Raw genomic sequence first — 23,278 nt, 5'->3', positions numbered from 1 at the left:
CAAACAAAAACCGGGCAGGATCATGACCTTCAAGACTCTCAGCGTCTCTGCGGCAGCACTTTTGGCCGCCGTAGCAACGGGCCATTCGGAGCAGTTGATCATCAACAGCTATGGCGGACCATACGAGGCGATCATCCTGGAGAGGATCATCAAACCGTTCGAGGACAGGACTGGCATCAGCGTGATCTATGACCCGGTGGGCTCTGCCTCGCAGGACTACGCGAAGGTCAAGGCTACCAACGGACGGCCCGGTTTCGACGTCGTCGTCATGACCGCTTCGCAGTCGCTCGATGGTTGCCGCGATGGCCTGCTTGAGAAATTTTCGGCACAGGCAGTGCCGAACCTGGAGAAGCTCAGTCCCGCGATTAACAAGATGGCTGGCGAATGCGGTGCGGTACACGAGGTTCAGTACTTGTCGCTGCTGTGGCGTACCGACAAGCTGAAGACCGCTCCGACATCCTGGTCCGCGCTGTTCGACAAAGAACTCACGGGCAAAGTTATCCTACCGACATTTCAAAACATCATGGCGGCGAACCTCATGCAAGTGCTCTCGGTGAAGGGCGGCGGCGACCTGCTGGAGAATGTCGACGAGGGTTTCAAGGCCATGGCGTTGCTTGCCAAACAATCAATCGGCTTCGAGCAATCCTCCTCGGTGATGGAGACCTACATGAAGGACGGCCAGGTATGGGCGATGCCTTTCTGGAACGGACGGGCGCAACTCCTCATGGATAGCGGTTTGCCGGTCGATTACCTCAAGCCTTCGGAGGGCACGATCCCGCTGATTGCAACATTGAACGTCCCCGTCGGCGCGGAAAACAAGGCTTCTGCCATGAAGTTCGTCGACTTCTTCCTCGAAAAGTCCAGCCAGGAAGCATGGGCTACCGGCTACAAAGTCGGCAGCGCACGCACCGACATTGAGGTGCCGGAGGCGTTCCGCGCGAAGCAGATCACGACGGAAGATGACCTCAAGCAGCTGCTGCTGCCCGATCTTTCCGTGATGGCGACAAAACTGCCAGAGTGGGGCGCACGCTGGGAACGAGAAGTCGTTCACGCTGCGAACTGAAAGCGGTTCCTGATGACGACTGACATGACGAAACTGCCTGCGGTGCCGACGCGTCGCAGGTTCGCGCTGCGCGGATATATTCCGCTCATTCCGCCTTTTACCATTCTCCTGATCTTTTTCGCCGTGCCTGTTGGCATGATGATTGGCATCAGCTTTCAGGATCCGAAGACTGCGGCATTCACCCTCGACAGCTACGGTCGGTTCTTCACCGACGACCTGATCCTTGCGGGCCTGTTCCGCACGATCCTGATGTCCGCGCTGGTGGCGATTTGCGTCACGGTCATGGCCTATCCGGTTGCCTATTTTTTGGCGCGATCCACGTCGCGCTGGCGAGCGGTCGTCTTTGCATTGGCAATCGCACCAGAGCTCGCCGGTGTCGTTTTGCGAACTTATGGCTGGCTGATCATTCTCGAAGACAGAGGCTTCATCAACGATGCCTTGATATGGCTTGGATTGATCTCATCGCCATTGCCGCTCGCTAAGAACCTCTTCGGCGTGGTCGTTGGCCTCACACATGTCGTTTTGCCATTCGGAATCCTAGCCATTCTGACGAGCATACAGGGCATCGATCCCAACCTTGAAAAGGCGGCTCAAATCCTCGGCGCTTCGCGTGCCTCGGTTATCCGCCACATCCTGCTGCCTCTGTCTGTTCCTGGAATAGTCAGCGCGCTGTTGATCTCTTTCACAATGGCGGCAAGTGCCTATGCCACCCCGGCACTGCTCGGCGGCGCACGTTTCAAGGTCCTGGCGACGATGATCTACGAGCAGATCATGTTCTACATCGACTGGCCGATGGCGGCCGTGATGGCGATCGTCCTGCTGATTCTGATGCTTGCCATTTCCTTTGTCGGCACCCGGACGGAGGCGCGCCTCCACAAGAAAATGAACGTCTAGGAGCAGGCACCATGAACCGTTTTCTCTCGGTCCTGTTCTGGCTTTCGCTTGGCCTCGCACTCGCCTTCATCACGCTTCCGCTGCTCGTCGTGGTGTCGGCATCTCTCAGTCCGTCTTCCGCGGTGACCTTTGCCCCTGGAGATTGGACCCTCAAGTGGTACGGCGCGCTGTGGGAATCCAAGTGGCTCAACCCGTTCATCCTTAGCGTCAAGATTGCGGTGATCGTTTCTCTCACAAGTGGTGTGCTCGGTGCATTGGGAGCCTATGCCATCGCTTACGAGAAATGTCCGGGAGGCGACGCCATTATGGCGTTTCTGCTGTCGCCGCTTGCGGTGCCCCAGATCGTCAAGGGCGTGGCAATCGTGCTCTTTTTATCCTCGGTGGGCTTCTACATGCTCCTCGGGACCCCTGGGCTGATCGCCGCACACATCGTCCTGACCCTGCCGTTTGCCGCCAGAATGATTGCGACGTCGATCTACAACTTCGACAGGAATCTCGATCGTGCCGCGCAAATCCTTGGCGCCAGCAGATGGCAGCGGATCCGGCATATTCTGTTTCCTCTGATCAAGCCTGGGGTGTTTTCCGGCATGACCTTCGCCTTCATCATCTCCTTCAACAACATTCCGCTGTCAGTATTTCTTGTCAGGCCGGGGCAAACGACACTTCCGATCACGGTCATCAACTACATGGAATACAGCCTCGATCCGGTGCTGGCGGCTGTGAACGTCGCGTCCTTGGTTTTCATCCTGGCGACCATATTCATTTTTGAAAAATTGGGCGGCTTTTCCGCGCAGATACATGGTGGAAGCAAATGAGCGACATCGACATCGAACTGGTTTCGGTCCGCAAGGCCTATGGAAACAATCTCGTCGTCAACGACATCAGCCTGTCGATTCCCAAGGGCGAGTTCGTCAGCCTCCTCGGCCCTTCCGGCTGTGGCAAGACGACGACGCTGAACATGATCGCTGGATTTCAGGAGCCATCCGCGGGTGAAATCCGCATTCGCGGAAAGAGGCAGGCAGGCGTCCCCCCGGAGAGGCGCAATATCGGCCTCGTTTTCCAGAACTATGCGCTCTTCCCACATATGACGGTCGCCGAGAATGTCGGCTTCGGCCTCAAGATGAAGGGAACCCCACGTGCAGAAATCGAGCAAACCGTGGAGATGGCGCTGAAAAGCGTTCACCTCGAAGGTTTCGACGCGCGCTATCCGAAGGAGCTTTCAGGGGGACAGCAGCAGCGAACGGCGCTGGCGCGCGCTATCGCGCCCCGACCGTCGGTGCTCTTGCTGGACGAGCCGCTTTCCAATCTGGACCTTAAGCTGCGGGAAGCCATGCGGGTCGAGCTCAAGGAAATCCAGGAGCAGCTGGGAATGACTTTCGTCTACGTCACGCACGACCAGGAAGAGGCGATGGCGATGTCGGACCGCATCATCGTGATGTCGGGGGGCGTCATCGCGCAGGAAGGCAAGCCCGAAGCTATCTACAACAGCCCGCGGACCAGGTTCGTCGCCGACTTCATTGGCAAGTCCAACATTCTTCCGGTTACGGCTATTCGGTCCAATGGAGATCGAGTGTCTATCAGATCCGGTGATATTTCGCTCGATGCGAACATCGCTGCGACGAATCCGAATGCCAAGTTCTGTTGCATTCGGCCGGAAGACGTAAAGATCGTTGATCCATCCAATGCCACGAAAGGCGATTTGAATGTGCTGGACGGCCTGATCTCCAGGATTGTCAATCTCGGCGCCCATCTGGATCTCTGGGTGACGCTTCCGGGAGGAGTAACCCTGAAAGCGCTGGTTCGATCATCCCGCTCGGATCGCCTTGAGGTCGGCAAGTCGATCACGGTCTCGATTGCCACGAGCGCCGTGAGGCTGCTCGCCGAGTGAACCGCCACTCATAAGCTACCGAAATCAATGCATAACAACTGATATTTGAGAGCGGCTCCCGGACAGACCTACAGTGCTCCTGACCTCTTGAAGGTCTCAAGCAAAGGAGATTGAGCGGTGCTCACCAAGGAAAGAATTACGGCGGTCCAGCACTCCAGCAATGTGTGTGCGGATATCGAAGGTTTCGACTTCGAGAACTATGATGCCCAGGATATCGCGGAAGTGCGCAAATTCTGGCTGCAATACGGTGTCCTCCGGTTCAAGAAGACGCGCATAAGCGACGCCCAGCAGGTGAAGTTCTCCCGTAATTTCGGCGAGTTTGTCATTCACCCAAAGCAGCTACAGGAAGGCGGCCATCCGACCCATCCGGAAATCCTCGTCATCAGCAATGCGATGAAGGATGGCAAGCCGAGCGGTGCCATGGGCAACAGCGAGGCAACCTGGCACACCGACACATGGTTTTACGAAAGGCCACCGGCCGGTGCGATCCTCCGTGCGGTCGAAGTGCCCCCGTCTGGCGGGGACACCTACTTTCTGTCCACTTACGTCGCCTATGAAACGCTCCCCGAGACCCTGCGCAAGCAGGTCGAGGGCCGCCAGATCTTCTTCCAGAACGTTTACGACAAAACCGGGACAGTGCGCCTGGGAAAAGCTGCGCCGAAGAGCAAGGATTTTCGTGAGTGGAGTGGCATGGTCCACCCCCTTGTGCGCACCCATGGCGAGACTGGCCGGAAGGCGCTTTATCTCGGCGGTACGTCCGACGGCGCCTGGATCGTTGGCATGCCGCTCGACGAAAGCAACGAACTCATCGCGAAGCTCTGGGATCACACCACCGGGTCGGATCAAGTCTTTACCCAGCAATGGGATCAAGGCGATATCATGATGTGGGACAATCGTTGCACCATGCATCGCCGCGACTCTTTTGATCCGAATACGATCCGTATCATGCACCGCACGACCACCTCAGGCGAGCGCCCGGTCTGAATCCTTCACATCTCCTGTCGCAGGCAAATTCCAATGCAGAAGTACCGGCTATTAAAGAGTTGTCCTTCTCTTCCTGACGATCTTTGCGATCTCCTCAAAGATGTGGAAACGGCAACGATCGGTCACTTCGAACATCTGGGCTTTGTCGGTGGCAACATCCGTCCAGTTCGTCCGTCAAAGGCGTGCGGGAGCGCGGTCACCGTCGCGGCGCCTGGCCGCGACGGAGTAATCATCTACAAGGCCATTGACCTGCTTTCCCCAGGCGATTTCCTCGTCATATCGCGGGTGGACCGTGACGATGTCGCTTGTATCGGCGGCGGCGTCGCAGCAGCGGCGAAAGCGCGCGGCGCAGTCGGTATTGTCGTCGATGGTCCCTGTACCGATATCGAGGAAATTGCGGCGAGCGGCTTTCCCGTCTGGTGCCGCGGCGTATCATCGAAGACGACCAGCCGTGAGTTCCAGATCGGCGGATCTATCAACGTTCCGGTGGCTTGCGGTGACGCGGCCGTCCTGCCGGGCTATGCGGTGCTTGCCGACAACGAAGGCGTCTTCGTCGCCGATGTCGCCCATATGTGGGGCATTGCAGAGCAGGCCCGCGAACGCCAGGAGCGGTCGTTAAGACTGCGTCCTCACCTTGAGGCTGGCAATTCCATCTTTGATTTCAAGTGAAGCGATCCATGAAAATCTCCCTGATACAGATGAACTCGCAGCCAGATCGCAACTACAATCTCGCGGAGGCGAGACGCCTCATGCAGGAGGCCGTCGATCTCGACAGTCCGGATCTCATTGTCCTTCCGGAACATTTCGACTGGTCGGGCGGGAGCGTGGAGGAAAAGCGCAACGCCGCCGACGACATCCCTGGTGGTAAGGCCTATCGTATGCTTCAGGCGTTTGCCGCCGAGAACCGGGTCGCCATCCACGCGGGGAGCATCCTCGAGCGTATTGCGGGCAGCGACCGTATCCACAACAGCACCGTTGTGTTTGACGCGCGCGGGTGGCAGGTCGGCATCTATCGCAAGATCCACCTTTTTGACATTACGGCGCCGGATGGAAAGAAATATCACGAGTCCGCGGCAGTCACACCCGGCAACGATATCCTGATCTACGAACTCGATGGTCTCCGGATCGCTTGCGCCATCTGCTACGATTTGCGTTTTTCGCGTCTTTTCGATCGGCTCGCTGCTGACGGCGTAGACGTATTCATCCTACCGGCAGCCTTCACCATGCAGACTGGCAAGGATCACTGGGAAGTGCTTTGCCGCGCCCGAGCCATCGAGTTCCAGGCCTATTTCGTGGCCTGCGGCCAATGGGGGCCTTATCCCGCCCCTGGCGGCGAGGTCCGACACACATACGGAAATTCACTGGTCTGCGATCCGTGGGGGCAGATCATCGCCCGTGCGTCCGACAAGGTCGGCGTACTGTCGGCGCGGATCGATCCGGAACGCCTGCAGGCTGTACGCGCGCTGATCCCGATGTCGGACCATCGCGTTGCTCTTCACGATGTTTCACTAACTGTGGGACAGGGATAGAACGGAACGGATTTCGAACACCATGAGTTCCGCCCAGCAACTGGCGAGCTATCTCGCATCCGAAGACTTTGGCTCTCTTCCAGCGGAGGTCATCGAAAAATCGAAGCTCTGCCTTCTGGATTCCCTCGGTTGCCTGATCGGAGCCTATCAGTTGCCGGCGTCTCAGATAGTCGAAGGGTTCATTCGTGACATGGATTTCGGCGGCGACGTTCATGTGGCTGGCAGTCCGTTGAAGGCTGATTGTGCGGTTGCCGCCTTCGCCAACGCAACGCTGATCAATGCCCTCGACTTTGACGACATCTACAAGAAGGGTCATCTGGGCGCCACGGTCATTTCCGCGGCGCTTGCCGTTGGAGAAAAGTTCGACTGTTCAGGACAGGAGCTGATTGAGTCAATCGTTGTCGGTTATGAGGTCAGCGGCCGCGTCGGCATATCCATGTCGCATTCCAGTCCGAGGAAACTGCTGCATGGCCATGGGACGTGGCAGACACTCGGCGCTGCTGCGACGGCAGCCAGGCTTCTCCAACTCGACGCGGACCAATCGGCGCACGCGCTGGCTATCGCCGCAGCAAACGCGCCGGTGGCATCGGTGATGAAAACCGTCTATGGTGCAGTTCCCAGCATCGCGAAAAACAATTTCGGGACGGCCGCCCAGGTGGGCGTGAACGCTGCGTTTCTGGCCCGTCGCGGTTTCACGGGGCCGCTCGATATTCTTGACGGAAACACCGGGTTCTGGCGCATGTTTGGCGCCGACGCCTGTGACTACGATCTTTTGACCGGCGGACTTGGCGAACGTTATGAAATCCTCGAAGTCGGCTTCAAACCGTATAGCTGCTGCCGCATTCTGCAAAGCGGCATCGAGGCCGTTGTCGGAGTTTTCAAACAGGCCGGCATAGATCCAAAGACCGGCAACTACGAGAAAATCGTCGTCTCGGCGCCGCCGATCGTATGCGAATGGCCATTCAATAACCGCGCCCCGGCCGATATCTGGGCGGCCCAATTCAGTGGACCCTATTGTTTCGCTATGGCCCTGCTGGATATCGAACCAGGTTGCGATTGGTTTTCAACCAAAAATCTGCACAACCCGCGGGTGGCTGCGTCGATCGATCGGATTGAACTGCGTACCCACACAAGTTCCTCCGCTTTCCCTCATGCAGCTACAGCGGAACTCCATTTGCCGGGTAGCCGGCAGTTCAAAGTTGACGTCGATGTTGCAAGAGGCGAGGCGGCAAACGCGCTCTCTGCGGAATTCCTCGAAAAGAAGTTTCTGAAACTTACCTCAGCGCGATTGGGAGATACCGGCGCTGTCGTTGCAAGGTTGATCGGCAACCTTGAAAATCTAGCGTCAATATCAACTCTGGTTCGCCTTCTGGCACAGTCCGAAGTTGGCTTGGCCGAGCCGAAAACATAATATCAGTAGCTTAGCTGCCAAGGCCGACATCGATAGATTCCATCGCCGACGACAACGGCATCTGCCACCTGCGCCGCTTCGGTTTCTCTTCCTGATCGGGATATTAGATGAGCAGACAAGATCGCCGATCGCCATCGGATTAAATGTGCCAGAAGCGATCACTAGCGGACCAAGTTGAAAGACCAGTCAGGGGCCGCAAGGAGACCGGCAGCTTCGGCGCTAAGATCTTAGATAGCGGACCGTGAAATCGGCCCGAGGCAGAGCAGGACAAACGCCGCCGCCAGCCTTTGCCGATTCTCGAAATCAGCTAGCAAAGACAAGCAGCCGCTCACCCGGCAACTCCACGCGCATCGAGGGCCGAGTGCCTTATTGTCACGCGGTTGCACTATGGACGAGAGTTCAGAGCTGCCTTTCCGGCATCTGCACGACCAACCCATCCAATTCATCAGTAACGGCAATTTGACAAGTCAAACGTGAGCGATCCGCGTCCGGTTCAAATGCAAAATCAAGCATATCTGTTTCAGTTTCGTTTTTGATGGGCAACTTTTCGATCCAAAGACTGTCAATGTAAACATGACATGTTGAGCATGAACAAGCGCCACCACACTCCGCATCTATCCCAGGAATGTTATTATCCCGGGCACCCTCCATCACTGTTTTCCCGGAGGAAACCTCTACAACATGCTCATTGCCATTGAATTCAATGTAAGTGATTTTTGCCATTTTCTTCTAAAGCCTCCAGCCAGATGCGGTGAATGCCCATCCTCTCGTTTGATACTTTTGTTTGACCACATACGCGCGCCTATTCGGCGACGACGCCGTCGCGCCCCGCGACTATCCGTGGTGGTTCATGCGCTTTGGCTTCGGGAGGCTCTCCAGCGAACTTCACCCGCCCCCTGATTGATCTGGCCGTTCTTCACGGCAACACCGCTGAAGGCGATAACAGCTGGCAGCGCTCGATTACTGTTTCCCATCCAGCCGCACTCTCAACAATTCGTCTATATCCCCAAGAACTTTGGGATCAATGCCTCGGTTCATTCGAAATACACCTCCGGAATTCAGCAGGCCAAAACAAGCGGCGTTGTTGGAAACTTCTCTTGAGAACACACCCGTCGCCGATCAGGCCGGCCTTCCTTGGTGTCAAAAGCCGCCGACTGTTCCCTTCAATCGAGCAGCGTTTTCAGGTCAATTTCTGTATTGGCCAAGGCGCCGCGGTTGGGGGATCGCCCGCTATCAATCAGACGTTTGGCGACCATGTAGGCTCGCGTGTCGTTCATGGCATCTACTGCGACCAAACGATCACCGGCAAAATGCCAGTGGGAAACAGATCGGCTGTTTTGCTCGCGAACAACAGTACAATCGCTGCCCTGTGACAGGCCTACTATTTGCAGCTTTGTGTCATACTGATCGGACCAGAACCACGGCTTTGCCTGATAGGGCACCGGCCTGCCGACGAGCATTCGGGCAGCCACCTCGGCCTGGTCAATCGCATTGCCCACGCTTTCAAGGCGGATGCGTTCCTCGCCATATGGAAATGACGTACAATCTCCTATTGCGTAGATATGGGGGTCCGATGTCCGGCAATAAGAATCGACCTTGATCCCGTTGCCGACATCAAGCCCCGCGGCTTCGGCCAGCTCCTGGTTCGGTCTGACACCAATCCCAACAACTGCAACGTCTGTTTCGATCTCTGTTCCGTCAGACAAGATCGCTCGGGTCACTTTACCATCTGATCCAATTAGACGGATCAGTTGCACACCCTCGCGGATGGCAACGTTATGTGACCGATGAAGTTTGCAAAAATAGGCTGACGTTTCGGCGGAGGCCACGCGCTGTAATATCCGCTCCCCTGCCTCCACCAAAATTACATGCTTGCCGAGTTCCGAAGCAACTGCGGCGGCTTCAAGGCCGACATATCCTCCTCCCACGATCAGAACCGATCTGGCAGCGGCGATGCTAGCGCCCAGGCGATCTGCATCGGCTAATGTGCGAATGTAATGAACGCCGGAGAGGTCGCCACCGATAGACTCATGCAGACGAACCGGCCGCGCGCCCGTAGCGATCACAAGCTTATCATATGACAGAACAGAGCCATCACTGCCGGTCAGCGTCTTGTTTTCCAGGTTCAGCGCCACGATCTGCCACGATAGACACAGGTCGATATTCTCGTCTGCGTAAAAACCACCCGGACGGAATAGAAGGCGATCTAGCGCCATCCTTCCGAGCATGTATGCTTTTGAAAGCGGGGGGCGCTGATAAGGTAGCTGCCCCTCATTTCCAATCAGAGTGATTGGGCCGGAAAATCCAAAGATGCGAAGTTGCGAGCATACAGAAAACCCCGCCTGCCCGGCACCGATAACCACTATGCGTTGTGTCTCAAGCGCTCGTTTGTCCATCTTGTTTCCTCCGGCACTTCCCAAACTCAGTGGCTCTGGATGCTCGCCTGATCCGCACATTTTCGGATCTCTATCGCGTTTGTTAGCTGGCTGGCGCGCTTTCTGTCGAAAGCTCACCAAGACCATTGCGCTCGAGTGCATCCACTATCAATGAGTTGAAGTGGTGGAGGAAATGCTCTCCCCACGCGGCTTCCTTTTTCGCGTCCACCATGAGACGACCAGGCGTATAGCCGATCGATCGCAAGCCACGTTGAACACCTTCGACGATGCCGATATCCTCGTGATTGAGCTTCTCATTGATGTAGGCGACGGCAGAAGCGGTTTCGGGCGTCATCTCATCGTCCAGTGTGAAGTAGACGAATTCCTCCGCTACTGTTTCAGGGCCGGAGGGCTTGATATTGAACACAAACAGCATGTTGGTATTGGGGAAGACAGAGAAGGAGACGTTGGGCCACAGGAACAGCTGATGAAAGGGTGCGCCTTTTGAGTTTGTGAATTTTGACTCTTCATGCGCGGTGTATGGCAGCAGATTCGCTGTGCCTCCCCTGGCGGTATACTCAATGGTCCGACCCTTAATGTTAAACCGATATGACTCGGTATCAATGGTATGGCCAAGATCCATATGCGCGGGACCGGAAAATTCCACGTGGTACGCTTCAAGAAAATTCTCTGTTACCACCTTCCAGTTCGCATTCACGTCGTAGTCGCCTTGAGCCGCAAATTTGAGCTCGGACGCTTCGGCGATCATCGACAGCAGCTTTGGCTCGAAGTCAGGAACCAGCTTGCGTAGCGGGGTGGCATCCTTATCCAAGTTGAGAAAGATAAACCCACCTATGATCTCTAGTCGTACTTCCGACAGTTTCACGCAAGTCCGATCAAAATGCTCAACTTCGTTGTATTTGGGTGCGCCCCGTAACTTACCCTCCAGGTCGTATGTCCAGGCATGATAAGGGCAGGTAACAACCGACTTGAGTCTTCCGCGCCCGGCCAAAAGCTCGTGACCACGGTGTTGGCACACATTGAAAAAAGAACGAATTTCGTTGTCGCGTCCGCGAACGACATAGATCGATTGCTCAGCAATTTTTCCGACTATGTAGTCACCTGACACAGGGATCTGACTCTGGTGGCAGAAGTACTGCCATTCCTTACGAAAAATCGCTTGCTGCTCAGCTTCATGGATCTTTGGATCCGTGTAGTAGCGACCGTGAGGGGCACGTGTGTTAGTGGCATCGTCAGTGAAACCGACGCCGGCAATGCTCGCGCGAGTGCTATGGTTTAGCATTTTATTTTCTCCTATGACGTCTCAAGTTTCGTAGCCTGTTAAGCCGAGTTTGGCCTGCCGACCCAAGCTGATCGCCTGGGTTATGCGGTCTGAGATGATTGCAATGATCGCCATGCCGATTCCCGCGGTCATGCCGACACCAAAGTCGCCGTCGCCTAAGCCGATGTAGATCTGCTGCCCCAGGTCGTTGGTACCCACCAGTGCAGTAATGACCAGCATGCCGATGCCATAGATGACGGTCTGGTTCAGTCCCAGCATGATCGATGGCAAAGCCAGCGGCAGCTTCACCTTGAAGAGCAGCTGCCAGCGTGTGCATCCGACAGTCGTCGCCGACTCGATTACGTCGCGAGGGAGATTGCGGAGACCATGCTCCGTATATCGAATAGCCGGCACGATTGCATAAGTGATCACCGCCAGCAGTGCGGTAAACTCACCAATCTTGAAAACCATCACGAACGGAATGAGGATAACGAAGAGAGGCATCGTCTGCAGTGTGTCCAGAATTGGACGCAACAATGCAGAAATGAAATCGTTTTCGGCGGCCCAGACTCCCAACGCAGTTCCGACAACCGAACAAAAAAGGACTGCAACGCCGCAAAGATAGATTGAAAGCATCGCCTGCGGCCAAATGCCGGATACCAAAATGAATGCAAGACCCAGGGCCGTCCCCGCTGCAAGCTTCGGCCCAGAGCTGACGAAGGCGCCATAAACGATGATCGCCGACAGCGCCAACCATGGCATGTTGGTAAGCCCGATAAGCAAAATTACGGAGCCCAGAATGGTGAGCGCTGCGAAAATCACATGACCTTTCACCCAAGCCCAAACTGAAACTGCAAGAACAAGCATCGCATATGTTGCGATCAGTGCCGGCGTTACCGCGAAACCCCATGTGAATGGGCTGATTGCCTTCAACAAGCCAATCTTGATTGGAAGCATCACGAAGAAAAAGGCCTGGTTCTTGACAGCCTCTATCAGGCCGCCCCAACCAATCACAAAGGCGTCCAACGCGGCATTCATCTGCTTCGCCGGATTGATGACAAAAGCGTCGGGCCACTCACGCAGCAACGGCATAAGAAGCGAGAGAACGGCAATGCCGGCAATGGCGCCCACGCCGACGAACAAGCGATTGACGTTTCTGGTATTCACGTCGGCAAACGTGTCTCGCGTGGCGAATGCATAGGTCACGCGGTCCAGCATCATGGCCATGAGTGCTATGACAAAGCCAGCAAGCAGGCTCTCGCCGAACTGCGCCTTGCGCATGGTGGAAAGCACTTCCCACCCGATATCGTTGGTGCCGCCTATAATTGCGGCAATGATCACCATCGATAAAGAAGCCATCGTTGTCTGGTTCACACCGAGCAGTATCTGGTTCTTTGCAGCAGGCAGGCGCACCTTCCAGAATAGCTGCGATGCCGTTGCACCCGACATCAAGCCGGCTTCTGTGATGACGGCTGGCACAGCGCGCAAGGCCAAGATCGTGTTCCGGACCATGGGCGGAAATGCATACAGAATGGACGCCACAAGCCCGACCGTGGTTCCGAAGCCGAAAAGGATCAGGATCGGCAAGAGGTAAGCAAAGGCTGGAATCGTTTGCAGCAAATCGAGGGTCGGCATGATAATCCGCCGTGCTCGTTCCGAAAAAAAGCCTAAGACGCCCCCTGCAAATCCAACCGTCACTGCCATCGGCACCGAGATGATGACGATGGCGAACGTGTTCATCGCCTCGTGCCAATATCCGATGACAAGCATGTAAAGCAGCGACGAGCCTATGAAGATGGCCAGCCCTACCCCTGAGCCAACATAACCAAGGATTACCAGAGCAGCTGTAGTCACACTCCAGGGAAGAAACTGCAGGATCGCTTGCGCCGCCCATATTGGCCATTCGAAGAGTTGGCCGATCAGTTTGAATTCTGGTCCAAAGGCGTCGACAAACCCCGCCATCAGCCAATTGAAGGCAGGAGCGGGAGAGATGATCCAGTTTGCCGGGAATACGACGGCAGCCGCAACGCTGTTTGAAAAATGGAAAAGCACTACTGACAGTGCCGCCAAGACGGCCCACACGAGAGATTGCGCCCGGCCGCCCATGACTTCACTCCACCACGGCGGCATTGCGCACTCCACTAGCGAGCGCCTTGACCACGGCACGGGCGTTTACGGCCCCAAGGTTGCAGCCATCCTTGCCGCGCACAGTCAGTCCGTCATGTTCGGCAAGGTAGGGCAACAGCGTCGCAAGATTGGCATCAGCCGAAATATGACGCATGCCCTCAGATTGCTGAACGCTAGGATCGGCGATGTCTCCGGCTGTGAGAACCATCTCCCATGGAACATGGTCCGTAAATTCACGGACATAATCGTCCGCGGGGTTCAGTATAAGCTCGACTGGGCGGCCAATTTGGACAACCCGTCCATTACGCATGATCGCCATGCGATCCGCGATACGCAACGCCTCAAGGAAATCGTGTGTTATGAACACAATAGACTTGTGCATCTCACGCTGCAGACGAAGGAACTCATCCTGCATTTGGCGACGTATAAGCGGATCCAGTGCGCTAAACGGCTCGTCGAGAAACCAGACCTCAGGCTCGACCGCCAGGGACCGGGCGATACCCACCCTTTGTTGCTGACCTCCGGAGAGCTGCCTTGGGAAGCTGGACTCGCGGCCTTCAAGGCCAACCAACTGGACCATTTCCTGCGCTCTGGCACGCCGCTGTTTCAATGGCACACCCTGTAACTCAAGAGGGAATGCCACATTGTCGATGACGTTGAGATGAGGCATCAGCCCGAAGTGCTGAAACACCATCCCCATCTTGTGACGGCGGTACCCAATCAACTCCGACGAACTGCATGAAAGTAGATTCTGCCCATCTAGCAATATTTCTCCTGATGTGGGTTCCACCAGGCGCGACAGGCATCTTACGAGTGTCGATTTTCCGGATCCGGAAAGACCCATAATAACAAATATCTCACCGACATGTACGTTGAAAGACACGTCAGCTGCAGCTACTATGTGCCCACACTTCTGAATGGACCGTCCTTCTACTTCGACCGGTTCAGAGGGTTGACCTATTCCGTTCAGTTTTTCGACATATCTTTTCGGGTTTGTCCCATATACCTTCCACACGTTTCGGCACGACAACTTTACGTCACCAACTCCAGACCTTGCTACTTGCATTGCGATCCTCGATAGGTATTTGGGCTGCATCGCGACAAGGCAAATGCATAGCGTCAGACGCAACCAGCCAAAGAGCTGGCACCCGCCTGGATGTCGAACGATGTAAGATTTGTGATGGGGCTAGCGTTCCGAGCCCATCAGTTGATCGTCATTGAGACGTTAGGTTTGTCCAAGAGAGCCAAGTAGCCTTGTTCTCTGCCATCCACTCTTTGACCACAGCGTCGACAGACTGACCTTCACGATCGACTTTGTTGACCAGCGCATTCATGGCTTCGTTGTTCATGGTGAATTTCTGCACAAACTTGTAGGCGTCCGGCCACTTCTGCGCGAACTCGCGCGAGACTACTTTTTGTACCTTCGCTTGCGCAAATCCGCATGCGTTGCCACGAGTCTGCTTGGCCTCCTGGCCCGTTACGCACTCGTATGAGGTATTGTCCCATTGTATGAGATGAAGTTCTGTTTCGGCATGTATCCAGTGTGGTTCCCAGAACATCATGATGATGGGTTGACGGCTTGCAATGGCCGCCTTCATTTCCGCCACCATGGCACCTTCGCTACCACCCGGAATAGACTGGAAGGGCAATCCCAAGGCCTTAATGAGGTCTCTTGCTCGGGTCCCCCAGTCCGCAGGGTAGTCAATCAATCGACCACTGGGGAATGACTCCGCGGTGGCGAACACCTGGGCACAATCATAGAGGGCTTGATAGGACGGCAGACCGGGACATTGCTCTTCCAAGTATGGCGGGTAGAACCATCCCTCGCGGGGCTTTAGACCGAGCTCCCCCACGATCTTGATATCCCCCGACGCCACCGCCTTTGGAAAAATCTGACCGTTGTTGTTGGTCCATACTTCCGGGTTCAAGTTCAGACTGCCCTCGCTAAGAGCAGAAAATTGCGGAACAGCCCCCGCCGTCACGTATTCGACGGAGAAACCCATTTCCTCGAGCGCAGAGCCGGCGATGTGCGCGGAGAGGTTCTGGCCAGTCCATTCGTTGACCGCAATTTTTATCGGATCACCGACAGCCCACGCAGGGGACAATGCCCCAAGAACGCAAGCCGACATCGCAATGCCGCTCATGAGCGCGCGTTTCATTTCTTCCTCCCAATCGTGACTGTTCGTCAGCACAAAAAATAGACCATTGGTAAGTTTTTTTGTCAATAGGTTTGGATTGCGTTTTCATGGTCAGACATATAGATTCTCGGTTCATGGTGGGAAAATCGGGATTCAAAGTGGCGAAGCGGTCTATCGGAATGATGCGGCGGGCGGAGTTGTCGCAAGCCGCTTTTGAAACATTGGTTGAGGTCGGAATTCGAGGCGCATCTATCGAGCGGGTTGCTGCACGGGCTGGCGTCTCGAAAGGCGTCGTCCTTCATCATTTTGCTGACAAGGATGCCCTCTTTGAAGCGGTAATGCGCCGCGCCAACACCATCTTACGCGATGGGGTGGTCGAATTGCTGCACCACGCCGAAAGCCCGTTCGAACGGTTGAGCGCCGTGATTGTTGGAAACTTTGCCGACCCGGTTTTTCATCAGGAAATCTGCCACGCATGGATCAGCTTGTGTGCCGATGTTCCCTATAACGGGCAGAGCCAGCGGCTGTTGACCGTCATTTACTCGAGAATGCGCAGCAATCTTTTGAACGCCTTGCGCCAGATCGTTCCGCCAGGCGAGGCGGAAATGGCAGCATTTCAGATAAGTGCAAGCATAGACGGCGTTTGGTTGCGCGCCAGCTTGCAGAAAGACCCGATGTCTAGCCGTGAAGGGATAGACTTCGTGAATGAGGCAGTTACCCGATTGCTGCGTCTGCGACCTGCGGCAACGTCAGAGTTCATCGAGGCAAACGGCAAGATGGAACGCCTGGCTCAGATCATCTTAAATTCGAACGCGTTTACGGCGAAGGTACGCAATTTTCGCTAGGCCTCGGTTTCGCAACAGGCACCTCAGAGGCTCTTCGGACGAGGCAAGCTCGCCAGAAGAGTGCTCAGATTCATTCTATCCGTGGGCGACCTTATTACGACTTGAATTAGGCATCGGTCCCATAACCCACGATTCCCTTCACTTCGACGAAATCATGAATTCCCCAATCGGCATACTCTCGACCATTGCCTGATTGCTTGTATCCGCCAAAGGGTGCTGACGTATCCCAGTCGGGATAGTTGATGCTGACTTGCCCGGCCCGCAGACGCATGGCTACTGAGCGCGCCCGCTCTATGTTTTCAGATTGCACATAGGCAGCCAGGCCAAAAACGCTGTCATTTGCAATCCTTACGGCTTCATCCTCATCTTGATAGGAGATGATGGAAAGTACCGGGCCGAAGATCTCCTCTTGCTCGACCTTCATACCTGGTTTGACATGCCCGAATACCGTAGGGCGTACGAAGTACCCACGGTCCAGATGCGCTGGTCGTCCTGTGCCGCCCGTAACGAGGGTCGCCCCTTCCTTGATACCTGCTGAAATAAGCTCCTGAACCTTGCCATACTGAACTTCGCTGGAAAGAGGGCCGAGTTGCGTTTTTTCAGAACGAGGATCTCCTACAACGATAGCCTCGGCGGCCTGCTTTGCGATCGCCAATGCCTCATTGTGTCGGTCTACGGGAACCAGCATCCGGGTCGGCGCATCACAGGACTGTCCTGTATTGCTCATGCAACTTTCAACGCCCTTGCGAACGGCATATTCGAAGTCAGCATCTGGCAAGATAATGTTGGCCGACTTGCCACCCAGTTCCTGGGCAACACGTTTGACGGTATCGGCCGCTGTTTTGGCGACGAGGATTCCAGCACGTGTAGATCCAGTAAACGAAATCATATCGACGTCCGGGTGGGCGGCCATAGCCTGCCCGACTTCCGGACCAGTGCCATTGACGAGATTGAAAACGCCTTTGGGCGTTCCAGCCGCCTCCATGATCTCCGCAAAGAGGATACCGCTCAGCGGAGCGATTTCGCTCGGCTTCAGGACTACCGTACATCCTGCTGCGATTGCTGGTGCGACCTTGCAAACGATCTGATTGAGCGGCCAGTTCCATGGAGTGATGAGCGCACAAACACCGATCGCTTCCCTGACGACCTTGGTAGCTTTGCGCGCTTCGAAAAAGTCAAAATCCTCGAGCGCCTCAATAGTTGCTTTCATGTGTGCCTGGCCGGCCCATACCTGAGCTTCTCTTGCCCAGCTAATGGGGGCTCCCATTTCGTAGCTTACGGCATGAGCTAGATCATCGTAACGCTGGTCATACTTTTCAAGGATACGACGAAGCAGGCTCACACGCTGTTGTTTCGTCGTTTGCGAAAAGGAAGGGAAAGCCCTCTTGGCTGCGGCTACCGCGCTATCTACATCAGCCTTGGACCCGATGGAAATCTTCGCGACAGCCTCTTCGGTCGAGGGATCGATCACGTCAAGTGTTGCTTTGACGGCAGGATGGACCCACTCGCCATCAATATAGAACCGAACATAGTTATCAGACACGTCCGTACTCCCATGTACGTTCGAAGAATACATTAGACTTTTCGGCCAATCAGGTTCGCAATGGCTGCAAGGAACTATCTAATAGAAACAACCGTCCGCCCCGTTATTCCGCCATTCAGAATGGTCTCACCGACAGAAGGCACGTCCTCCAGTTTGATTTCATCCGTCATGGTCTCAAGCAAATCCATTGGCATCTGGTCGGCAATTCGCCGCCAGGCTTGCTCACGGCGGCTCAGCGGCTGCATGACTGAATCAATACCCAGGAGATTCACACCACGCAGCAGGAAAGGCACCACAGTCGCTGGCAAAGCCGCGCCTCCAGCCAAGCCCACGGCGGCGACAGATGCACCGTAGCGCATTTGGCCGAGAATTCGGGCTAGCATCGTACCTCCAACGGCATCGATGCATCCTGCCCATTGTTCGCTTTCGAGTGGCCGCTTGACCACTTCTGTCAGATCCGCTCGATCTATCAGCTGCGTTGCTCCAAGTTCCCGCAGATAGTTTGCATTTTCGGCTCGCCCGGTAACTGCCGCCACGGGATAGCCCAAGGCATGTAGCAAGGCGATCGAGACCGAACCGACCCCACCAGAAGCTCCAGTCACCAAGACTTCACTCTGACTGGGCCGCAGTCCGTGATCCTCCAGCGCCATAATTGCTAGCATCGCAGTGAGGCCTGCAGTGCCAATTGCCATGGCTTGTCGCGGGGTTAGTCCAGAGGGTAACGCAACCAGCTGGTCGGCATTCGCCCGCGTGCGGTGCGCATACCCGCCCCACCGGGTCTCGCCAACACGCCATCCGGTCAAGATAACCGAATCGCCAGACCGAAACCTTGAGCTGGCAGAATCCACAACCCTTCCGGCAAAGTCGATACCCGGTACGTGAGGATAACTCCGAACGAGGCCGCCTTGCCCTGTCAGACACAGCCCGTCCTTATAGTTGACGGTCGAATACTCGACGTCGATCGTTACGTCCCCCTCGGGTAGCTGACTATCTTCGAGGGTTTCGATAGACCGCGAGATGGTGTCGCCGTCCTTGCGGACGACAAGTGCCTTGTAGCTCATGGTTTCCTCCGGTTGACTAGTTTGATTCCGCCAGGCTGGCAGATGCTTTTCCCGCCCCCGCAAAGCGAGCCTCGCGCCAGGCAATGGCGGATCTGACGCCTTGGTCGTTGAGAATGCGCTTGAACGTGCGGGATTCTTCGGTGTCGGCCATCTCAATCTCAAGGTCGAGGTTGAGGGCCTGGCGCAACGCATCTTCAAAGCCCATCGCAGAATAGCTGCGGTTTATCGCAAGCTTGGTCAGCCTGACCGCCGTACCGTCAAGGAGGGCGCAACGTCTTGCCATTGCCGCGGCTTCCACATCGAGGTCGGACCGTGGAACTACTGCGTTGACGAGGCCCATGGACAGGGCGTGCGTTGCGGTGATCCGGTCGTTGCCGAACAGTAGCATTTCCTTGGCCTGTTTTGGTCCCGTCAGCCAAGGCAACAGCAGAGCAACTATGCCCGAGCCGAATTTTGGTTCAGGCTCGCCAAAAATCGCATCCTCCGAAGCAATGGTCACGTCGCAAGCCATGGCCAATTCAAATCCCCCACCCAGGACATAACCGTGCACCGCCGAGATCGTGGGCAGTGGGCTGTTCCAAAGGCGCATGATGATTTCAAAATCGGCTTGCAGCACGGCCTGCATGGTCTCACGATCTGCATTTGGTTCCATTTCCCCGAGATCGAAGCCAGCGCAGAATGAGATGCCTTCTCCCCGCAGCAGAACGACTTGAACATGGGGGTCGGCCTCGGCTTCATCCATCGCCCGATGAAGCGCGTTCACCATCTGCGCTGTGATCGCGTTCATCTTGCCTGGCCGGTTCAATGTAATTTCGCCTATCGGGCCGCTGCGACGATAGAGGACGAGATCATTGTGCATGGTCATACTTCCGGTTGGCGGCTGCGGTGGGCACGACCAGGCTGTCGACTGCAACGACGCCTCCTGGCCCAACCATGACCGGGTTGATATCCAGTTCAGCGATTTCATCGCCCAGATCGGCCGCCAGGGCACTCAGGCGGACATAGGTGTCAATCAATGCAGCGCGGTCGCAGGGGGGCGCACCGCGCACGCCATCGAGTACCTTGGCCATTTTGAGCTCGGCAATGCGACGGACCGCGACCTCTCGATCCACCGGCACCATCGCGAGCTGACTGTCCTTCAGGACTTCGATCCAGACACCGCCGAATGCAATCATCACAAAACTGCCGAATTGCGCGTCGCGGACAAGGCCCAATGCCATTTCCACCTGACCCTTTGCCATCTCGCTGACAAGAACGCGGGGGCCTAAGCGTGCCGCCAGATCGTTGTATGCAGCGGTGACCTCCGCCTCGTTAGCCAGCCTGAGCTTCACCCCACCGACATCGCTCTTGTGCAAAATGCCTGGGGCCGCGGTCTTTATCGCTAAAGGGAATCCGATCTCGCGTGCTGCAGAAATAGCCTCCTCGCAGCTGTCGACGATACGGTGCTCTGGTACTCGGATGCCGTAGTCGCGAAGAAGCGCATAACCTTCGTCTTCTGTCAGCGTTGTGTTGCGTTTGGCCAATATAGCACGCCAATGAGGTGCTCGAGGGTTCTCGGTCTTTGTTTCCGCAACGACTGGCCGCTGATTGAGGAAGTCACGATAGTCCAGCGCGTGCCTGACGGCACGCAGTGAGGCCGACGTTCCATCCAGCACGGCAATGCCTGACCGCGAAAGGCGAATGGCATGCTTGCGGTGGCTCCAGGCGCTGTAATTCGTCATCACAACCAGCGGCTTGTCGGTTGCGCGTGCCACGGCCTGACAAACGTCCACATAGCCTGCATGCAGGTCCAGATCTTCCGACAGGTCAGCCACAAACATTCCAATGGCTGTGTCGGCGTCCGCCATCAATGCGGTCAGGCAGGTTTCAAACACCGCCTCGAAATCCTTGCCCGTGCCCCAGGCATCCACCGGGTTAACAGGCGTCAATCCCTTATCGAGCGTGTTTTGTAGTATGTCCGTCGTTCCCGGACCGATTTGGGCAAACGGTACCCCTAAGTCCGACGCGCAATCTACGATTAGTTCACGCTCGCCACCGGAGTCGAGGATTGCAGCCAGCCCACCTGGCGCAGCTTTTTTAGGCGAACACATCAAGATGGCGGTCGCCGCCAGTTCATTGAGATCCCTGACGGAGATTACGCCATAGCGACGGAACATCGCCTCGTAGACGTCGGCATTTCCGGCGATCGCTCCCGTATGACTGAGTGCGAAGTGCGCTCCAGCCTCCGTCCGTCCCAGCTTCAGAACAATCACAGGGATGGCGCGCGCGCGCGCCTTCTCCAGAGCAGCCAAAAATCCCTGCGGATTTCGAATTGTTTCAAGCACCAGCGCTATGGCTTGCGTCGATGGCTGGTCCAGCGCGTAGTCCATGAAATCTGCGACGGTGGTCACCAGCTCCTGGCCTGTCGAGATGGCAAGGTTGAACTTCAGCCGTTCGTCATTGAACAACAGGGCCTGCAACAGTGATCCGGATTGCGCAATGTAACTCAGCCCACCCAGTTCAATCGGATCCGGATGGAAGGCAGAAAATGCACGCAAGGGATGCTCGGGGTTAAAGAAGCCCATGCAGTTCGCACCACAGACTGGAATGCCGGCGACCTTGGCATGTGCAGCGATCCGATCGCGCAAGAGACTTGTGGTTTCTCCCTCCAGTTCGGCGCTGGCGAAGATCACCAAGGCTCCTGCACCAGCCTCAATGGCTTCGACGACGACCTGCTCCAATACCCGGTTGGGTACGGAGAGCACCACCAGATCGACTTGCTCCGGCAAGCTTTGCAGGTCGGGATAACAGCGATATCCGTAGAGCGACTCGTAGGATGGGTTTACAGGATAGATCGCGCCTGAATATCCGCTGGGGATCAGGTTGCGGACCATGTCGTTCCCGACGCTGTTGCGCCGTTTCGACGCACCGACCAGAGCCACCGATCGCGGCGCCAAAAGCGGTCGCAGCCAGTGTTTTACATCTGCATCATGCGTATCAGCTATCTTGCTTTGCATAAGCAACGTTCGCCTCCTTGCGAAAACATGCTATTTTGCAATGGAATAGCAGGAATTCCCGGCACTACGACACGCCGGAAAAGGGCATGCAATCATACGGTGAGGTTATATTGTCTTCGATACTCCCCTCCTTCGGTGACTTGCTCGCGTTCGACGCAGCCGCCAGGAATGGCTCGTTCACGCGGGCTGCCCGGGAATTGAACGTTTCGCAGCCCGCGGTCAGCCGGCGGGTAGCAGCGCTGGAGGCCGACCTTGGTACTTCCGTGTTCAGCCGCGAGACCAAGCCACTGCGGTTAACGACGACCGGACAGAGACTGTTCGACGTTCTGCGCTCGGGCTTAAGTCGCCTCGAAGCAACCGTCGTGGAAATTCGGAACTCCCAAAGGGGACGAAAACTGACTATCGCCGCGGCTCCAGGCTTCCTCACCTACTGGCTCGTGCCTCGCCTTTCGGAGCTAGCTACGAGTTTTCCGGGCTACGAACTGCGTCTAATAACAGGTGATCAGACAAGCGACCTGCCTGAGGCGGATATTCACGTTCGTTTCGGAAATGGCAACTGGCCAGGTGTCACCGCCGTGAAGATCCTCGGAGAAGAGGTATTCGCGGTTAGTAACCCAGGTTTTCTGGGTACGTCAGCACTTCCTATCAACCTCGAGATTCTGAAATCATCTCGTCTTTTGCAACTCACGGACGGCCTGGAACGACGCTATGATTGGCAGTCGTGGTTCGCAGCGGTCGGAACCAGCTTTCCTAAAAAACTGAATACCATCGATTTCGACAATTATAGTCTTCTTGTCAGTGCCGCGCTTGCCGGGCAAGGCATCGCCCTGTGCTGGTCAGGGCTATTGGATCAATACCTTGAATCCGGTATTTTGGTGCAGGTTTCTGGCGAGTCGGTTGTTTCGGATCGCGGTTACTTTGCCACTTTCTCTTCTACCAGCGAACGCAGCGAGGTCGCGAGGCTTGCAGCATGGCTAGGCGCCAATTGCAAGATCGAAGCCGCTACGAGGGATGGTACTTTGGCCGATGTCAGGTGAAAGCAGATCGTCTAGGAGCAAGCCGAATACGCAGGGATCGACGCAGCGCGTCACTGTATTTGCAGCTACTTATCCACCAAGACTGGTCCCTGACATACCCACCTG

General features: G+C 56.0%; 20 protein-coding genes. 10 read left to right on the top strand and 10 right to left on the bottom strand.

Annotated features, from left to right (window positions below; translation table 11 throughout):
- Positions 1–22: 22 nt before the first annotated feature.
- From AC1RTB_RS20420 to AC1RTB_RS20385, 8 genes are all read left to right on the top strand, one after another.
- Positions 23–1,063 (top strand): ABC transporter substrate-binding protein, encoded by a 1,041-nt coding sequence (locus tag AC1RTB_RS20420; RefSeq protein WP_492880923.1) that lies wholly within the window; start codon positions 23–25, stop codon positions 1,061–1,063.
- A 12-nt stretch (positions 1,064–1,075) separates the two neighbouring features.
- Positions 1,076–1,957 (top strand): ABC transporter permease, encoded by an 882-nt coding sequence (locus AC1RTB_RS20415; protein WP_492880921.1) that lies wholly within the window; start codon positions 1,076–1,078, stop codon positions 1,955–1,957.
- A gap of 11 nt (positions 1,958–1,968) precedes the next feature.
- Positions 1,969–2,772 (top strand): ABC transporter permease, encoded by an 804-nt coding sequence (locus tag AC1RTB_RS20410; protein WP_492880920.1) that lies wholly within the window; start codon positions 1,969–1,971, stop codon positions 2,770–2,772.
- Positions 2,769–3,845, top strand: coding sequence for an ABC transporter ATP-binding protein (locus AC1RTB_RS20405; protein ID WP_492880919.1), 1,077 nt, complete (start codon positions 2,769–2,771; stop codon positions 3,843–3,845). The genes AC1RTB_RS20410 and AC1RTB_RS20405 overlap by 4 nt, the downstream gene beginning before the upstream one ends.
- A 117-nt stretch (positions 3,846–3,962) precedes the next feature.
- On the top strand, positions 3,963–4,829 hold the full coding sequence (locus AC1RTB_RS20400; RefSeq protein WP_492880918.1) for a TauD/TfdA dioxygenase family protein: 867 nt from the start codon (positions 3,963–3,965) through the stop codon (positions 4,827–4,829).
- Positions 4,830–4,862: 33 nt separating this feature from the next.
- Positions 4,863–5,498, top strand: a complete 636-nt coding sequence (locus AC1RTB_RS20395; protein ID WP_492880916.1) for an RraA family protein — start codon at positions 4,863–4,865, stop codon at positions 5,496–5,498.
- An 8-nt stretch (positions 5,499–5,506) separates the two neighbouring features.
- The gene (locus tag AC1RTB_RS20390) at positions 5,507–6,358 is read left to right on the top strand and encodes a carbon-nitrogen hydrolase family protein (RefSeq protein ID WP_492880915.1); all 852 of its coding nucleotides are present in this window, start codon (positions 5,507–5,509) and stop codon (positions 6,356–6,358) included.
- A 22-nt stretch (positions 6,359–6,380) separates the two neighbouring features.
- On the top strand, positions 6,381–7,769 hold the full coding sequence (locus AC1RTB_RS20385) for an MmgE/PrpD family protein (protein ID WP_492880914.1): 1,389 nt from the start codon (positions 6,381–6,383) through the stop codon (positions 7,767–7,769).
- Between the two features lie 399 nt (positions 7,770–8,168).
- Here AC1RTB_RS20385 and AC1RTB_RS20380 read toward each other — a convergent pair whose 3' ends face one another.
- The 6 genes from AC1RTB_RS20380 to AC1RTB_RS20355 all read right to left on the bottom strand — a co-directional run bounded on the left by AC1RTB_RS20380 (position 8,169) and on the right by AC1RTB_RS20355 (position 15,712).
- Positions 8,169–8,492: a 2Fe-2S iron-sulfur cluster-binding protein gene (locus AC1RTB_RS20380; RefSeq protein ID WP_492880913.1), complete on the bottom strand. Its 324-nt coding sequence runs from the start codon at positions 8,490–8,492 to the stop codon at positions 8,169–8,171.
- A gap of 440 nt (positions 8,493–8,932) precedes the next feature.
- On the bottom strand, positions 8,933–10,165 hold the full coding sequence (locus AC1RTB_RS20375) for an NAD(P)/FAD-dependent oxidoreductase (RefSeq protein WP_492880911.1): 1,233 nt from the start codon (positions 10,163–10,165) through the stop codon (positions 8,933–8,935).
- Positions 10,166–10,247: 82 nt separating this feature from the next.
- A complete protein-coding gene (locus tag AC1RTB_RS20370; protein ID WP_492880910.1) occupies positions 10,248–11,447 on the bottom strand; it encodes an aromatic ring-hydroxylating oxygenase subunit alpha in 1,200 nt (399 codons plus the stop codon).
- Positions 11,448–11,468: 21 nt separating this feature from the next.
- Positions 11,469–13,556, bottom strand: coding sequence for an ABC transporter permease (locus AC1RTB_RS20365; protein WP_492880908.1), 2,088 nt, complete (start codon positions 13,554–13,556; stop codon positions 11,469–11,471).
- The gene (locus tag AC1RTB_RS20360; RefSeq protein ID WP_492880907.1) at positions 13,537–14,619 is read right to left on the bottom strand and encodes a quaternary amine ABC transporter ATP-binding protein; all 1,083 of its coding nucleotides are present in this window, start codon (positions 14,617–14,619) and stop codon (positions 13,537–13,539) included. Before AC1RTB_RS20360 ends, AC1RTB_RS20365 begins: the two co-directional genes overlap by 20 nt.
- 148 nt (positions 14,620–14,767) lie before the next feature.
- Positions 14,768–15,712, bottom strand: coding sequence for an ABC transporter substrate-binding protein (locus AC1RTB_RS20355; protein WP_492880906.1), 945 nt, complete (start codon positions 15,710–15,712; stop codon positions 14,768–14,770).
- 86 nt (positions 15,713–15,798) lie between these two features.
- Between AC1RTB_RS20355 and betI the strand changes: the two genes are divergently transcribed.
- Positions 15,799–16,536: a transcriptional regulator BetI gene (betI, locus tag AC1RTB_RS20350; RefSeq protein WP_492880905.1), complete on the top strand. Its 738-nt coding sequence runs from the start codon at positions 15,799–15,801 to the stop codon at positions 16,534–16,536.
- Positions 16,537–16,642: 106 nt separating this feature from the next.
- Here betI and AC1RTB_RS20345 read toward each other — a convergent pair whose 3' ends face one another.
- Genes AC1RTB_RS20345 through AC1RTB_RS20330 form a run of 4 tightly spaced genes read right to left on the bottom strand, consistent with a single transcriptional unit; the run spans position 16,643 to position 22,136 of the window.
- Complete coding sequence (locus AC1RTB_RS20345; RefSeq protein ID WP_492880904.1) at positions 16,643–18,112, bottom strand: aldehyde dehydrogenase family protein; 1,470 nt, start codon at positions 18,110–18,112, stop codon at positions 16,643–16,645.
- A 41-nt stretch (positions 18,113–18,153) separates the two neighbouring features.
- The gene (locus AC1RTB_RS20340) at positions 18,154–19,140 is read right to left on the bottom strand and encodes an MDR family oxidoreductase (protein WP_492880903.1); all 987 of its coding nucleotides are present in this window, start codon (positions 19,138–19,140) and stop codon (positions 18,154–18,156) included.
- A gap of 16 nt (positions 19,141–19,156) precedes the next feature.
- Entirely contained in the window at positions 19,157–19,999 is an 843-nt protein-coding gene (locus AC1RTB_RS20335) for an enoyl-CoA hydratase/isomerase family protein (RefSeq protein WP_492880901.1), read from the bottom strand.
- Complete coding sequence (locus tag AC1RTB_RS20330; protein WP_492880900.1) at positions 19,989–22,136, bottom strand: acetate--CoA ligase family protein; 2,148 nt, start codon at positions 22,134–22,136, stop codon at positions 19,989–19,991. The genes AC1RTB_RS20335 and AC1RTB_RS20330 overlap by 11 nt, the downstream gene beginning before the upstream one ends.
- An 86-nt stretch (positions 22,137–22,222) precedes the next feature.
- Between AC1RTB_RS20330 and AC1RTB_RS20325 the strand changes: the two genes are divergently transcribed.
- Positions 22,223–23,173, top strand: a complete 951-nt coding sequence (locus AC1RTB_RS20325) for a LysR substrate-binding domain-containing protein (RefSeq protein WP_492880898.1) — start codon at positions 22,223–22,225, stop codon at positions 23,171–23,173.
- Positions 23,174–23,278: the final 105 nt, after the last annotated feature.

It is taken from the genome of Aminobacter sp. GW821-FHT11F06 (assembly GCF_058808215.1).
The sequence above is the reverse complement of the archived record's forward strand: the minus strand, read 5'-3'. Positions and strand labels throughout refer to the sequence as shown.